General features: G+C 69.5%; 10 protein-coding genes. 6 read left to right on the top strand and 4 right to left on the bottom strand.

Annotated features, from left to right (window positions below; all coding sequences use genetic code 11):
• Positions 1 to 22: 22 nt before the first annotated feature.
• From smc to ACRSCF_RS15520, 4 genes are read left to right on the top strand one after another with little or no spacing between them, the layout of a single operon-like run.
• Positions 23 to 3550, top strand: coding sequence for a chromosome segregation protein SMC (smc, locus tag ACRSCF_RS15535; RefSeq protein WP_244451688.1), 3528 nt, complete (start codon positions 23 to 25; stop codon positions 3548 to 3550).
• 57 nt (positions 3551 to 3607) lie between these two features.
• The gene (locus tag ACRSCF_RS15530; protein ID WP_016445918.1) at positions 3608 to 4948 is read left to right on the top strand and encodes a cell division protein ZipA C-terminal FtsZ-binding domain-containing protein; all 1341 of its coding nucleotides are present in this window, start codon (positions 3608 to 3610) and stop codon (positions 4946 to 4948) included.
• A 47-nt stretch (positions 4949 to 4995) separates the two neighbouring features.
• Positions 4996 to 7131, top strand: a complete 2136-nt coding sequence (gene ligA, locus ACRSCF_RS15525; protein ID WP_034363903.1) for an NAD-dependent DNA ligase LigA — start codon at positions 4996 to 4998, stop codon at positions 7129 to 7131.
• Positions 7131 to 8138 (top strand): patatin-like phospholipase family protein, encoded by a 1008-nt coding sequence (locus tag ACRSCF_RS15520; protein WP_244451687.1) that lies wholly within the window; start codon positions 7131 to 7133, stop codon positions 8136 to 8138. Before ligA ends, ACRSCF_RS15520 begins: the two co-directional genes overlap by 1 nt.
• Positions 8139 to 8157: 19 nt before the next feature.
• On the opposite strand, the gene ACRSCF_RS15515 is transcribed toward ACRSCF_RS15520, so the two are convergent.
• From ACRSCF_RS15515 to ACRSCF_RS15505, 3 genes are all read right to left on the bottom strand, one after another.
• Positions 8158 to 10968 (bottom strand): chemotaxis protein CheW, encoded by a 2811-nt coding sequence (locus ACRSCF_RS15515; RefSeq protein WP_244451686.1) that lies wholly within the window; start codon positions 10966 to 10968, stop codon positions 8158 to 8160.
• Between the two features lie 247 nt (positions 10969 to 11215).
• On the bottom strand, positions 11216 to 11779 hold the full coding sequence (locus ACRSCF_RS15510) for an NUDIX hydrolase (protein ID WP_016453500.1): 564 nt from the start codon (positions 11777 to 11779) through the stop codon (positions 11216 to 11218).
• Positions 11780 to 11926: 147 nt separating this feature from the next.
• Complete coding sequence (locus ACRSCF_RS15505; protein ID WP_016445923.1) at positions 11927 to 12622, bottom strand: fumarylacetoacetate hydrolase family protein; 696 nt, start codon at positions 12620 to 12622, stop codon at positions 11927 to 11929.
• A gap of 87 nt (positions 12623 to 12709) precedes the next feature.
• Here ACRSCF_RS15505 and maiA point away from each other — a divergent pair, with 87 nt between their 5' ends.
• Positions 12710 to 13375 (top strand): maleylacetoacetate isomerase, encoded by a 666-nt coding sequence (gene maiA, locus ACRSCF_RS15500; RefSeq protein WP_016445924.1) that lies wholly within the window; start codon positions 12710 to 12712, stop codon positions 13373 to 13375.
• Positions 13372 to 14253, top strand: coding sequence for a polyphenol oxidase family protein (locus ACRSCF_RS15495; RefSeq protein WP_052151630.1), 882 nt, complete (start codon positions 13372 to 13374; stop codon positions 14251 to 14253). The genes maiA and ACRSCF_RS15495 overlap by 4 nt, the downstream gene beginning before the upstream one ends.
• Here ACRSCF_RS15495 and ACRSCF_RS15490 read toward each other — a convergent pair.
• Positions 14173 to 14517 carry a hypothetical protein gene (locus ACRSCF_RS15490; protein WP_016445926.1) on the bottom strand — a complete coding sequence of 115 codons (345 nt, stop codon included), beginning with the start codon at positions 14515 to 14517 and terminating at the stop codon, positions 14173 to 14175. The two genes, ACRSCF_RS15495 and ACRSCF_RS15490, sit on opposite strands and share 81 nt — an antisense overlap.
• Positions 14518 to 14548: the final 31 nt, after the last annotated feature.

Genomic DNA, 14548 nt, shown 5'->3' with positions numbered 1-14548 from the left:
CGGACCGCTTTGTGCCTGCATCGTGCGCCTGAATTCCATCAAGCTGTCCGGCTTCAAGTCCTTCGCCGAGCCCACCAACTTCATGCTGCCGGGTCAACTGGTGGGCGTGGTGGGCCCCAACGGCTGCGGCAAGTCCAACATCATGGATGCGGTGCGCTGGGTGCTGGGCGAGAGCAAGGCCAGCGAGCTGCGCGGCGAGTCCATGCAGGACGTGATCTTCAACGGCACCACGCACCGCAAGCCGGCCAGCCGCTCCAGCGTGGAGCTGGTGTTCGACAACAGCGACCACCGTGCGGGCGGCCAGTGGGGCCAGTTCGGTGAGATCGCCGTCAAGCGCGTGCTCACGCGCGAGGGCAACAGCAGCTACTTCATCAACAACCAGGCCGTGCGCCGCCGTGACGTGCAGGACGTGTTCCTGGGCACGGGCCTGGGCCCGCGCGCCTACGCCATCATCGGCCAGGGCACGATCAGCCGCATCATCGAGTCGCGCCCCGAAGAGCTGCGCCTGTTCCTGGAAGAGGCCGCAGGCGTGTCCAAGTACAAGGAGCGCCGGCGCGAGACCGAGAACCGACTCTCGGCCACCACCGAGAACCTCACGCGCGTGGAGGACATCCTGCGCGAGCTCAACAACAACCTCGACCGGCTGGAGAAGCAGGCCGAGGTGGCGGCGCAGTACAACGCGCTGCAGTCCCAGGTCACGCTCAAGCAGCAGCAGCTGTGGTTTCTCAAGCGCGCCGAGGCCGAGGCCGAGCAGGACCGCGTGCGCGTGGAGGGCCTGAAGGCCGTCAACGAGCTGGAAGAGCGCATGGCCGACATCCGCAACAACGAAAGCGGACTCGAAACCCTGCGCCAGGCCCACTACGACGCCAGCGACCAGGTCAACCAGGCCCAGGCCAAGCTCTACGAATCCACGGCCGAGGTCGGCAAGCTGGAGGCCGAGATCCGCTACGTGCTCGAAGGCCGCCAGCGCGTGCAGCAGCGGCTGCAGCAGCTGTCCGAGCAGGTGCTGCTGTGGAACAGCCGCCGCGAGGAGGCCGAAGCCGAAATCGAAAATCTCGACGGCGCCGGTATGGACGCCGAGGAACAGGCCGAGATGCTGGCCGCCCAGGTCGAGGAGCAGAGCATGCGCCTGCCCGACCTGGAAGAGGCGCTGCGCAATGCCCAGAAGGCCGATGCCGACCAGCGCGCCAGCGTGGTGCAGGTGCAGCAGCAGATCCAGGTGCTGGCCGCCGAGCAGCGCAGCCTGGACGAGCAGCGCCGCCAGTTCGAGACCCGCTTCGAGCGACTGCGCGCCGACCGCAATGCGCTGGAGACACCCGACGAGGCCCGCCTCAACAATCTGCAGTCCCAGCTGGACGAGGCCCGCGAACTGGCTGAAATGGCCGATGCCGTGCTCAACGAGCTGCAGGACTCCGTGCCCCAGCTCGATGAGGACCGTCGCACGCGCCAGCAGGCCGTCAATGCCGAGGCCGCGCGCCATGCCGACCTGTCGGCGCGGCTGGAAGCCCTCAAGGCCCTGCAGGAAAAGGTCAAGACCGACGGCAAGCTCCAGCCCTGGCTGGCCAGGCACGGCCTGGACGGCATGCAGGGCCTGTGGAGCCGCATTGCCATCGAGCCCGGCTGGGAAAACGCGCTGGAGGCCGCGCTGCGCGAACGCCTGGGCGCGCTGGAAGTGGGCCGGCTCGACATGGTGCGCGGCTTCCTGGGCGCAGGCGGGCACGATGCGCCCCCCGCGCGCCTGGCCTTCTTCAGCCCGCCGCAGGGCGCCCCCGCGCCCGCGCCGGGGCGCTGGCAGCACCTGTCCGATCTGCTGCGCGTGAACGATGCCGGCCTGCGCGCCGTGCTCGGCGACTGGTTGCAGGACTGCTACACGGCGCCCACGCTGGAGGAGGCGCTGTCGCGCCGCGGCGAGCTGCGGCCCGGCGAGACGGTCTATGTGCCCACGGGCCATGCCGTCAGCAGCCACAGCGTGAGCTTCTATGCGCAGGACTCGGAGCAATCCGGCCTGCTGGCACGCGCCCAGGAAATCGAGCACCTCGAAAAGGAAGTGCGCGCCCAGGCGCTGATCTCCGACGAATCGCGCACGGCCCTGGTGCGTGCCGAAAGCGCCTATGCCGAGGCCTCGCAGCGCCTGGTCAGCGCCCGGCGCGAGGCCAGCGAATCGCAAGGCCGCGCCCATGAGCTGCAGGTCGAGACCCTGCGCCTGTCGCAGCTGGCCGAGCAGGCCCGCGCGCGCAATGCCCAGATCAGCGCCGACCTGGCCGAGGTCGAGGCCCAGCTGTCCGACATCGAGGAGCGCCGCGTGGCGGCCGAAGCCCGCTTCGAGGAACTGGACATGCAGCTGGCCGACAGCCAGGAGCGCCATGCCCAGCTGGGCGACAAGGTGCTGGAGTCCGAGCGGCGCCTGAACGAATCGCGCGAGCAGCTGCGCACGCTGGAGCGCCAGGCCCAGGAGGCCACCTTCTCGCGGCGCAGCCTGGAGGCGCGCCGGGGCGAACTCAGCCGCACCATAGAGACGGCCAGCCAGCAGGCCCGCTCGCTGGCCGACGAGCAGCAGCGCGCGCAGGACGAACTCACGCGCCTGACCGATGCCGCCGCCCAGGGCGGCCTGCAGGACGCGCTGGATCTGAAGATGCAGCGCGAGCAGGCCGTGGCCGCGCGCCGCAGCGAATATGACGACCTGACCAACAAGCTGCGCGCCAGCGACGAACGCCGCCAGCAGCTGGAGAAGGCGCTGGACCCGCTGCGCCAGCGCATCACCGAATTCCAGCTCAAGGAGCAGGCCGCGCGCCTGGGCCTGGAGCAGTACTCCACCCTGCTGGAGGAGGCCGGTGCCGACCTGGCAGCCGTCTCCCAGTCCATTGCCGAGGCCAATGTGCGCATGCACGGCCTGCAGGGCGAAATCGACCGGCTGCACCGCGAGATCGCCGCCCTGGGCGCGGTCAACCTGGCGGCGCTGGACGAGCTGAAGCTGGCGCGCGAGCGCAAGACCTTCCTCGACGCGCAGACCGAGGACCTGACCCAGGCCATGAACACGCTGGAAGATGCCATCCGCAAGATCGACGCCGAGACGCGCGAGCTGCTGTCGGGCACCTTCGAGACCGTGAACGGGCACTTCGGGCGCATGTTCCCCGAGCTGTTCGGCGGTGGCCAGGCCAAACTGGTGATCACCGGCGATGAAATCCTCGACTCGGGCGTGCAGGTGATCGCGCAGCCGCCCGGCAAGAAGAACCAGACCATCCACCTGCTGTCCGGTGGCGAAAAGGCGCTGACGGCGATTGCCCTGGTCTTCGCCATCTTCCAGCTCAACCCGGCGCCGTTCTGTCTGCTGGACGAGGTGGACGCGCCGCTGGACGACGCCAACACCGAGCGCTATGCCAAGCTGGTGGCCAGCATGAGCAAGGGCACGCAGTTCCTGTTCATCAGCCACAACAAGATCGCCATGGAAATGGCGCAGCAGCTCATCGGCGTGACCATGCAGGAGCAGGGCGTGTCCCGCATCGTGGCCGTGGACATGGAGTCCGCGCTGTCCATGGCTGAGCTATCCTGAGCATGTCCGCAACCTTCCGAACCCATTTGCTGGAACGACGTTTCATTCCTTCATTCCATGAGTAACCTGCAAATCAGTCTGGCCGTCCTGGGCTTTGTGGTGCTGGCCCTGATCATTGCCTACAACAGCTGGTCCGCACGCCGCAACGCACCCAAGCGCGCTGACCCCGTCGAAGAGGCGCAGCGCGATCCCTCGCGCCATGAACCCGGCATGGACACCGTGGGCCACGGCCCGGACCTGACGCACAGCCTGCGCGAGCCCGTGCTGGGCGACTTCGGCACCGCAGCCCCGGGCCAGAGCCCTGCCGCCGTGGACCGCTTTGCCGAAACCGATGCCGAACTGGCCCATCTGGTCCAGCTCGAAGAGCAGCAGCGCCAGGCCGAGGCCCAGGCCGCTTTGGCGGCCAAGGCAGCCCAGGCGGTGCAGACCGCGCAGGCTGCCCATGCCCTGCAGGCGGCTGAAGACGCCAGCGCATCGGCACCCGCATCTGCGTCAGTGCCTGCGCCATCCCCGTTGGCACCGCAGTCCATCGAGCCTTCCCTCAACGACGCGGCCCTGACCAGCGCTGCGGCCAGCCGGCCAGGCCTGGATGCGCTGATCGATGCCATTGCCCCCGTGCAGGTCGGCCAGGCCGTGCCTGGCGAGCTGGCGCTGCAGGCCCAGCCGGCCACGCGGCGCGCGGGCAACAAGCCGTTTGCCATCGAAGGCATGAACCAGTCCACCCACCAGTGGGAGCCGCTGCAGCCCGGCCAGCGCTACCTGGGTTTCCAGGCCGGCGTGCAGCTGGCCAACCGCACGGGTGCGCTCAACGAGATCGAGTTCTCCGAGTTCGTTGCCAAGGTGCAGCGCTTTGCCGACGCGCTGGGCGCCACGCCCGACGTGCCCGACATGCTGCAGGAAGTGGCGCGTGCGCGCGAGCTCGACCAGTTCGCCAGCGAGCACGATGCCCAGCTCACCTTCATGCTGCGCGCACGCCAGGCCTCCTGGAGCGCGGGCTATGTGCAGCAGAACGCATCGCGCCAGGGCTTTCTGCCGGGCTCCATGCCCGGGCGCATGGCCCTGCCTTCGCCCACGCCCGGCATGCCGCCGGTGCTGGTGCTCAACTACGACCCGCAGGCGGCCATGGCCGACGACCTGGACACCTCGGTGGTGCGCGAGTTCCTGCTGAGCCTGGACGTGCCCCAGGTGCCGCGCGGCGAGCAGGCCTTCGTGCAGCTGCGCCAGGTGGCCGAGCGCCTGTGCCAGACCATGGATGGAGTGCTCTGCGACCAGAACGGCTACCTGCTTCCGGCCATGGCGCTGGACCCCATCCAGCACGACCTGGAACAACTCTATGACAAGCTCGACAGCCGCGAGCTGTCGGCGGGCTCCATGCTGGCGCGGCGACTGTTCAGCTGACGCGGCGCGGTGCCCCTGGTGCACAACAGGCTCCTGGCCTCAACCCCATGAACGACAATCTGGATCTCTTCTCTGGCGCAGCCCCCGCGGCGCCGGAGTCCGGGGCCGCCCCCGACAAGGTGCTGGCCAAGGTGCAGGCGCTGCGCGCCCAGCTCAACCAATGGGCACATGAGTACTACGTGCTGGACACGCCCACCGTGCCCGACGGCGAGTACGACCGCGTCTTCCAGCAATTGCAGGCCTTGGAAGGTGCCTACCCCGAACTGGTCACCCCGGACTCGCCCACGCAGCGCGTGATCGGCGCCGTGCTCGACGGCCTGATGCCTGTGCGCCATGCCGTGCCCATGCTCAGCATCCGCACCGAGACCGACAACGAGGCCACGGGTGCCGAGGCCTTCGACGCACGCATCCGCAAGGAGCTGGAACTGGCCGAAGGCGCACCGCCCGTGGAATACGTGGCCGAGCCCAAGTTCGATGGCCTGGCCATGAACCTGCGCTACGAGAACGGCCGCCTGGTGCAGGCCACCACGCGCGGCGACGGCGAGGTGGGCGAGGACGTCACACACAACATCCGCACCATCCGCAAGATTCCGCTGTCCCTTCCCGAAGGCAAGGGCGTGCCGCCCGTGGTCGAGGTGCGCGGCGAGGTCTACATGGGCCGCGCCGACTTCGTCCGGCTCAACGAACGCCAGCAGGCCGCCGGCGGCAAGAGCTTTGCCAATCCGCGCAATGCGGCGGCGGGCTCGGTGCGCCAGCTGGACTCGGGCATTGCTGCGCAGCGACCGCTGTCCTTCTTCGCCTATGGCCTGGGAGAGATCACGCCGGCCGCGCAGGGCGGCCCCGACTTCGGCACCCACTACGCCATGCTGCAGACGCTGCGCGACTGGGGCTTCCCGGTGGCGCCCCAGGTCTGCATTGCCAAGGGTGCGGCCGAGCTGGTGGCCTTCCACCAGCGCATGGGCGCCGAGCGCGCCACGCTGCCCTACGAGATCGACGGCGTGGTCTACAAGGTCAACAGCCTGGCCCAGCAGCGCCAGCTGGGCTTTGTCTCGCGCGAGCCGCGCTGGGCCGTGGCCCACAAGTACCCGGCCGAGGAAATGCCCACGCGCATGGAAGGCATCGACATACAGGTCGGCCGCACGGGCAAGCTCACCCCCGTGGCGCGCCTGGCGCCCGTGGCCGTGGGCGGCGTCATCGTCACCAATGCCACGCTGCACAACCTGTTCGAGATCCGCAAGAAGCGCGTGCGCACCGGCGACACCGTGGTCGTGCGCCGCGCCGGCGATGTGATTCCCGAAGTCGTGGGCCGCGTGCCCGGCGACCGGCCGGCCTATGTGCCCAACTTCCGCATGCCCGCTGCATGCCCCATCTGCGGCAGCGCGGTGTCGCGCCCCAAGGGCGAGGCCAACCACCGCTGCACGGGCGGCCTGTTCTGCCCGGCGCAGCGCAAGGAGGCCATCCTGCACTTCGCCGCGCGGCGCGCCATGGACATCGAGGGCCTGGGCGACAAGCTGGTGGACCAGTTGGTGGACGGCCATGTGGTGCGCACGCTGCCCGACCTCTACCGCCTGGGCCTGGTGGCCCTGGCATCGCTGGACCGCATGGCCGAGAAGTCGGCCCAGAACGTGCTGGATGCGCTGGAGAAATCCAAGAAGACCACGCTGTCGCGATTCCTCTTCGGCCTGGGCATCCGCCAGGTCGGCGAGTCCACGGCCAAGGACCTGGCCCGCCATTTCGGCCAGCTGGACGCCATCATGGACGCCAGCGTCGAGCAACTGCTGCAGGTGCGCGACGTCGGGCCCATCGTGGCCGAGAGCATCCACACCTTCTTCGCGCAGCCCCACAACCGCGAGGTGGTCGAGCAGTTGCGTGCCTGCGGCGTGCACTGGGAAGAGGGCGCGGCGCGCGAGCAGACCGCCCAGCCCCTGGCCGGCATGACCGTGGTGCTCACCGGCACGCTGCCCACGCTGGGCCGCGACCAGGCCAAGGAGATGCTGGAGGCCGCTGGCGCCAAGGTCTCCGGATCGGTCAGCAAAAAGACCAGCTACGTGGTCGCGGGCGCTGAGGCCGGCAGCAAGCTGGCCAAGGCCGAGGAACTGGGTGTGCCCGTGCTGGACGAGGCCGGCATGCTGGCCCTGCTGGCGGGTGACCCCCCTGCTGCAGCCGCAGCGGAGCAGGGCTGATGGCGCTGAGTCCGCGCAAACCCGTGGTCGGCCTGGCGCTGGGCAGCGGGTCGGCGCGCGGCTGGGCGCATTTCGGCGTGCTGCGCGCGCTCGAGGATGCGGGCCTGCGGCCCGACATCATCTGCGGCTCGTCCATCGGCGCCCTGGTGGGCGCCTCCTATGCGGCCGGTGAAATGCAGCGCTTCGAGGAATGGGTGCTGGGCCTGGGCATGCGCAAGGTCTTCGGCTTCATGGACTTCAACATCGCGGGCGGCATGCTCAAGGGCGAGAAGCTGATCTCGTTCTGGCGCGAGCATTTCGTGGACTCGGCCATCGAGGATCTGAAGATTCCCTTCGGCGCCGTGGCCACCGACCTGCATTCGGGTGCCGAGGTCTGGCTGCGCAAGGGCTCCATCGCCGATGCCGTGCGCGCCTCCATCGCGCTGCCCGGCCTGTTCACGCCCGTGCAGCGCGAAGGGCGGCTGCTGGTCGATGGCGGCATCGTCAACCCCGTGCCCGCCTCGCTGGCGCGCGCCATGGGCGCGGACATCGTGATCGCGGTCGATCTCAATGCCGACATCATGCGGCGCCACATGCGGCCGCTGGCGCCCGCTGCCGCCATGGCCGCTGCGCCGTCGCTGGAGGAGGCCCCGCCCGCCGTGGAGCAGGGCGTGGCGCCCGAGGACCTGTCGGGCCAGGCCAGCGCCGTGGCCGGCTCGGCCTGGATGCGCCGGCTGCAGCGCGGCGTGATGGGGTGGATGCCCGGCCACCACCGCGACGAGGCAGGCCGCGAGACCGAGCCCCCGCCCCGGCCGCCCTCGCTGCTGGACGTGGTGATGACCAGCGTCAACATCATGCAGATGCGCATCACGCGCAGCCGCATGGCGGGTGACCCGCCCGAGCTGGTGATCGCCCCGCGCCTGTCCCACCTGGGCCTGCTGGACTTCCACCGCGCCCGCGAGGCCATCGACGAAGGCTACGAGGCGGCGCAGGCCGCGCTTCCGGGCCTGCGCCACTGGGGTCTGTGAGGCCCCGGGGGAACGCGCCCTATGCCGCCTGGGCATCCCAGGCCGCATCGCGCTCCACTGCTGCCGCGCTGCGGTCTGCGTTGGCCGCCGCGCCGCGCGAAGGCTGCAGCCGTTGCATCAATGCGGCCGGATCCAGGCACTGGATCAGCGGCAGGCCCGCGCCGGCATGCACCAGCTCCCGCACCAGGGCCGGCGTCGTGGAGGCCACGCTGAGCATGGGCGATTCCACCAGCGCGCTGGCCGGCAGCCGGTGCACGCCTTGCAGCGCGCTGACCAGCAGCCCCACGCGCAGGCCGCCGTGCTGGACCACGATGACCTGCGACTGCTCGGTGACCACGCCGGGCCGGCCCTGCAGCAGCGCGGCCAGGTCGAACACCCAGACATAGCCGCTGACGCTGCCCTGGCTGCGCCGCGCCAGCGCACCCACGCAAAACGGCAGCCGCCCTGCCGCCACGGGCGAGATGGCGCTGGCGGGCAGGGCCTCGCAGACATCGGCCGCGCGCAGGGCCAGCAGGCTGGCGCCCACGTAGAAGCTGGCCAGTTCCACCGGCGCATCGCCACCGCCGTGCGCGGCGAGCGCACGCGCGACAGGACGCGAGCCATCCAGCCGCGTGGCCGGCGCCAGGCGCAGGGCGCGGTTGCGCGCATCGGCATGCACAGGCCCCAGCCGCTGCAGGCTCAGGCTGACGAGGCCGGCCAGTGTGTCCTCCGTTGCGCTTTCCTTTGCATCGCGTGCCGCGCCCTGGTCCAGCCGGAACTCGCGGTAGCCTCGCCCGGCGGCCATGCCGACGATGCAGTAGTGGCCTTCGATTTCCTCGATGCTGCTGCGTACCTCTCCATCGGCCAGCGTTGCCAGCCCGGCCACGCCTTCTATGCAACTGCCCAGCGGCCGACCGCCGTGGCTGGCGGCGATGATGCGGCCGTCGCGTGCCACGTAGAAAGCCTCCATCGGCAAACGGGGCAGGCCGTGGTCTTCGGGGCCGGCGTCTTCGGACTGCTCCGGTGCAGCGGCCTGCAGCATGGCCTGCAGTTCTCGGCGCGTGTGGAACAGCAGGGCAATGCCGCCGATGGCGGGGCCCTGATCTGCGCCCTGCCCATGCCCATGTCCATTGGTGGTTGAGGGGGCGCGCAATGCGGCGTGGTAGACGTGGACGGGCAGGCCCCCATCGTCCAGCTCCTGCACGTGATAGGCCTGGGCATCGCGCAGCGCCATGGTGGCCTGCAGTGCCGAGGCCTGCACGCGCACGCCGGGTGACAGCGGCAGACCGGGTTCGTCCTCATGGCTGCAGGCCAGCACCAGGCCCTGGGCGTCATACAGCGCAATGCGCGCATAGACGGTGTACAGCGCATTGAGCTGCTCCAGCAGACGCTGCGCGGCGTCGTGTGCCTGTACCGACAGGGCCAGGCAGCCGCTGTTGTCTTGCAGCACTTTCTGCAGGCCTGGCGTCAGGGCCCACCAGCGGCAATCGTTGGCGCGTTCGTAGAGATTGCGCTCCAGCAGGTCCATCAGCAGCCGGTTCAGCGTGGTGTGCTCCTGCAGCCGCGTGGACAGCGCCGTTTCGTGCAGGCCGTGGATGGCGCGCGTGAACACGGCATGGGTCAGGTCGCCGGTCTCGCTCATCTGCTCCAGCACGGCCTGCAGCGGGTCCGGGTGGGCCGTGCCCTGCACGGGGGACTCCGGTGCCTGGCTGGCAGCCAGCACCTGGCCGTTCCAGACCACGCGGCGTATGTCGTCGGCCGCGCGTGCCATGGCGTGCAGGGGCGGGCAAAAGCCCCGGGACTGGGCCATCAGTCCTTCGGCGATGGCAGGCTCCAGTGCCTGCAGGACCTGCGGCCTTTGCTGGGTAGCGAAGGCCAGGTCCAGCGGCGCCATGACCTGGGTCTGCCAGCCCTCGGGGCCCGCATAGCCCTGGTAGGGCAGGGCGCGGGCCGTACGCACCAGATAGGTGCGGCCGGCGTGGATCAGCGGCTGCACGGCATCGCCGTGGTGCATGGGCACGCGGCTGCCGGGGGCGATCCAGTGGTCATCGCTGCTGGCAATGACCACTCCAGCCGCATCCAGCAGCAGTCCCACCTGGGCGCGCGGCCCGCCCGAGGCAAAGATGGCCTGCATCTCGGCCGCGAAGTCGAAGCTCAGGCACAGCACGCCGAGCACCGCCATGGTGCGTGGATGCAGCAGGCGCTGCGCGTAGATCAGGCGGTCTGCGCCGGGCAGCACGCAGCTGGCGCCGAAATGGCTGACATGGCCGGCCTGCTGCAGGCACTGCTGGAACCAGCCCTCGGCGCAGGGCGGCAGCGGCTTGTCGCCTGCCTGGGCGCGTGCGCAGACCTGGCCCTGGGTGTCCAGCAGCAGGATGTCGTCGTAGACCGTGTACTTGGCACGGTAGGCCTGCAGGTGCAGCTGCAGCGGAGCCTGCCAGGCGTGCAGGCCGCCCGCGGCCATGTCCAGCAGGATGTCGCCATCGCCGAGCTGGGCCATGGCCTCGCACAGCACGGAATCGGCGGCCAGGAAGCCGACATCGGCCGTGCGCTCGTAGAGGCTGCGCACCAGCAGGTCGATGGCATGGCTGGACTGCATGCCCAACTGGGCCATGGCTTCCTGCGCGGACTGGGCCAGCTGCGACTGCAGCAGGCCTTGCTCCAGCTGCTCCAACCCCTGGCGCGTGTCGGTCAGCATGGACACCAGGGCCTGTCCCTGCTGCGAGGCCTGCATGCGGGCCGAAGCCTCGATGAGACGCCACATGAGCCGGATCTCGCGCAGGTCGGCGGCGTTGCGGTTGAGTTCCCGCAGGTGGGGAAGAATCAGGTCGGTGGGCAGGGATGTGGCCATGGGGCGCTCCGCAGTCAGGTTCAGGTTTGGTAAACCAACTTTTCCGCTCAGGGAAAAGCCCTATGCAAAGAGCAAGAAGGAGGCCAGTTTGTGACTAAATGTGTCTGCAAGGTGACATAGGGGTGACGGACCGCCGCCTGCTCCACGCCCGCAGCCCGTCCGGTGCCACACCGGGGCATGGCCCGGCATCACCGCAGTGCGTACGCCGGCGCCGTGCAGCACTGTGGTGCCTGGCGGCCGTGCAGGCCTACAGGCTCAGGTCGATGGAATGCACCCGGTGCGCGTCCAGCAGGCCGGCAGCCCGGTCGGCGAAGTAGCGCTCCAGCGTCACGCGCACGGTGCGGAAGGCCAGTTCTTCCCAGGGAACATCGGCCTGCGCAAACAGGCGGGCCTCCATGGTCTCGGGGCCGGGGTAGAACTGCTCGCTGCGCAGACGGGCGCGGTAGAACAGATGGACCTGGCTGACCTTGGGCACGTCCACGATGGAAAACAGCGGCCCCATCTCGATGTCGGCGCCGGCTTCCTCGTCGGTCTCGCGCTGGGCGCCGCGTGCCGTGGTCTCGGCCAGTTCCATGAAGCCTGCGGGCAGGGTCCACAGGCCCCGGCGTGGCTCGATGTTGCGCTTGCACAGCAGCACGCGGCCGTCGTCGGTCACGGGGATGGTGCCCACCACGTTCAGCGGGTTCTCGTAGTGGATGGTGTGGCAGTGCGGGCACACGGCGCGCTCGCGCGTGTCGCCATCGTCAGGAAGGCGGTAGACCACCGCCGTGCCGCAGGCTCGGCAGAACTTGATGGGGCTGCGAAAAATCATGCCGACACCATGAAAGTGAAAGCGCCGCCAGACGGAAGGCAGTAAGGCATTCCGTGCGGCGGACCGTGGGTTCAAACACAAAGGCCGGCAGGCCGGGGAGCGTGCTCCCTGCTGCCTTGCCGGCCTGTCGCCAGGCTCAGGGAAAACTCAGGCGATCTTGACGCTCAAGGGGCTCAGCCCGTCGATGCGGCCTTCCAGCAGGTCACCGCGCACCACGGCGGCCACGCCTTCGGGCGTGCCCGTCATGATCAGGTCGCCGGGCTGCAGTTCCCAGGCCGCCGACAGGTGCTCGATGGTCTCGGCAATGTTCCAGATCAGCTTGCCGATGTCGCTGCGCTGGCGGTCGGCGCCATTGACCTGCAGCGAGATCGCGGCCTTGGCGATGTCGCCGGCCTCGGCTGCCGGGGTGATGGGGCCGATGGGTGCGGCATGCTCGAAGGCCTTGCCGATGCACCAGGGTCGGCCCTGCTTCTTCATGTCGTTTTGCAGGTCGCGGCGCGTCATGTCCAGGCCCACGGCGTAGCCCCAGATGTAGTCCAGCGCATCGGCTGCCAGGATGTTCTTGCCCGCCTTGCCGATGGCCACGACGAGCTCGATCTCGTGGTGCAGGTTGGAGGTCAGCGTGGGGTAGGGCATGGTGCCCGTGGTGCCGGCCTCGACGGGCACGATGGCGTCGGCAGGCTTGAGGAAGAAGAAGGGCGGCTCGCGGCCGGTGAAGCCCATCTCCTTGGCGTGTTCTTCGTAGTTGCGGCCCACGCAGTAGATGCGGTGCACGGGGAAGCGCTCGGGGCGGCCCAGGACGGGTACGCTGGCCACGGCGGGCGGGTTGAAAACGTAGCTCATGTCGGTGTTCCTCTGGCGCCTTGTCTCTTGGGCGCCGCCGCAAGTGTGCCATGCATCGGCGCGGCTGCACGGTATGCTTTGCAGTCTATGAAGCTCCACACCTACTTCCGCTCGTCGGCCTCCTACCGCGTGCGCATTGCGCTGCAGATCAAGGGCCTGGACTATGAATCCGTACCCGTGCACCTGCTGCGCGGCGACCACAAGGCGCCGGCCTATGCCCAGCATGTCGGCGATGCGCTGGTGCCGGCGCTGGAGACCGAGGACGGCCACTGGCTGACCCAGTCCATGGCCATCATCGAATATCTCGATGAGACCCATGCCGAAATACCGCTGCTGCCGCGTGACGCCCTGGGCCGTGCCCATGTGCGCGCACTGGCCCAGATGGTGGCCTGCGAGATCCATCCGCTCAACAACCTGCGCGTGCTCAAGTACCTGGTGCGCAACCTGGGTGTCTCCGACGAGGCCAAGAGCGGCTGGTACGTGCATTGGGTGCGATCGGGCCTGGAGGCCTTCGAGCGCCAGCTGGACCTGCTGGCCGCCGAGCGCGAGGCGGCCGGCCTGCCGCCTTCGCTGTTTTGCTGGGGCGACACGCCCACGCTGGCCGATTGCTGCCTGGTGCCGCAGATCTTCAACGGCCGCCGCTTCAACGTGAGCCTGGACGGCCTGCCGCGCCTGGCGGCCATCGTCGATCGCTGCGAGGCGCTGCCGGCCTTCCAGAAGGCCCATCCCTCGGCCTGCCCCGACGCGGAATGAGCGCGGCCCGGCCTGACTCCATCCCCGGCACCATCCCCGTATCCTGGCTGGTGCCCGACTGGCCCGCGCCGCCCGGCGTGCACGCGCTGTGCACCTCGCGCGAAGGCGGCGTCAGCACGGCGCCCTGGGGCAGCCTGAACCTGGGCGACCATGTGGGAGACGACCCGCAGGCCGTGCGCGCCAACCGCCAGCGCCTGCAGGAGATCGTGCGTGCGGATACGCCGGATGCCTGCGCGGTGTTCCTGCAGCAGGTGCATGGCGTGGATGTCATCGCACTGGATGCAGGCAGCGCGCAGGGCCAGGCCTTCGATGCCTGCGTGACCAGCGCCTCGGGCGTGGTCTGCACCATCATGGTGGCCGACTGCCTGCCCGTGCTGCTGGCCCATCGCAGCGGCGCCGTGGTGGGCGCGGCCCATGCGGGCTGGCGCGGTCTGGCCGGAATGCCGCCTGGCCATGCGGGTCAGCCGTTGGCAGGCGGTGTGCTGGAGTCTCTGTTCAAGCGCTTTGCCGATCAGCTCCGGACCGCGCCCGAGCAGGTGGCGCCGCAGACCCTGGCATGGCTGGGCCCTTGCATCGGTCCGCGTTCCTTTGAGGTCGGTGCCGAGGTGCGTGCTGCCTTCATCGCGCATGACGCCGCCGCCGCCGCGCATTTCACCGCCATACCTCAGGCGGGCGAGGGCACCCCCAAGTACCTGGCCAGCCTGGCCGGGCTTGCGCGACAGCGCCTGGCGGCGCTGGGCATCACGGCCATCCATGGCAATGACGGCAGCGACGCATGGTGCACGGTGCTCAACGACTCACGGTTCTTTTCGCACCGGCGCGACGCTGCCCGCCTGGGCAGCAGCGGCCGATTCGCCGCCTGCATCTGGAAGGACTGAGGGCGCGGGCGCGTCCGGTGCGTCCGCCGTGCCCTGCGAGGCCTGCTGCTGCGCCAGCCAGGCCTGGCGCTCGGCCAGTTCGCGCGCATGGCGCTTTCGGTTGCGCGCGGGCGTACCCATGATGTAGATCACGATGGACAGCGGCAGCAGTCCATACAGTGCGAAAGTGACCAGGGCGCCGAGTATGCTGCCCGTGGGGCTGGCGGCTTCGGCCACGGCCATCATCAGCGTGACATACAACCAGGCGATAACAACGAGATACATGGTCGATTCGAAAAAGGCGCACCGGGCACGG

Source organism: Delftia sp. 11MD (assembly GCF_050907895.1).
In the GTDB taxonomy this organism is placed as follows: domain Bacteria; phylum Pseudomonadota; class Gammaproteobacteria; order Burkholderiales; family Burkholderiaceae_C; genus Comamonas; species Comamonas tsuruhatensis.
The sequence above is the reverse complement of the archived record's forward strand: the minus strand, read 5'-3'. Positions and strand labels throughout refer to the sequence as shown.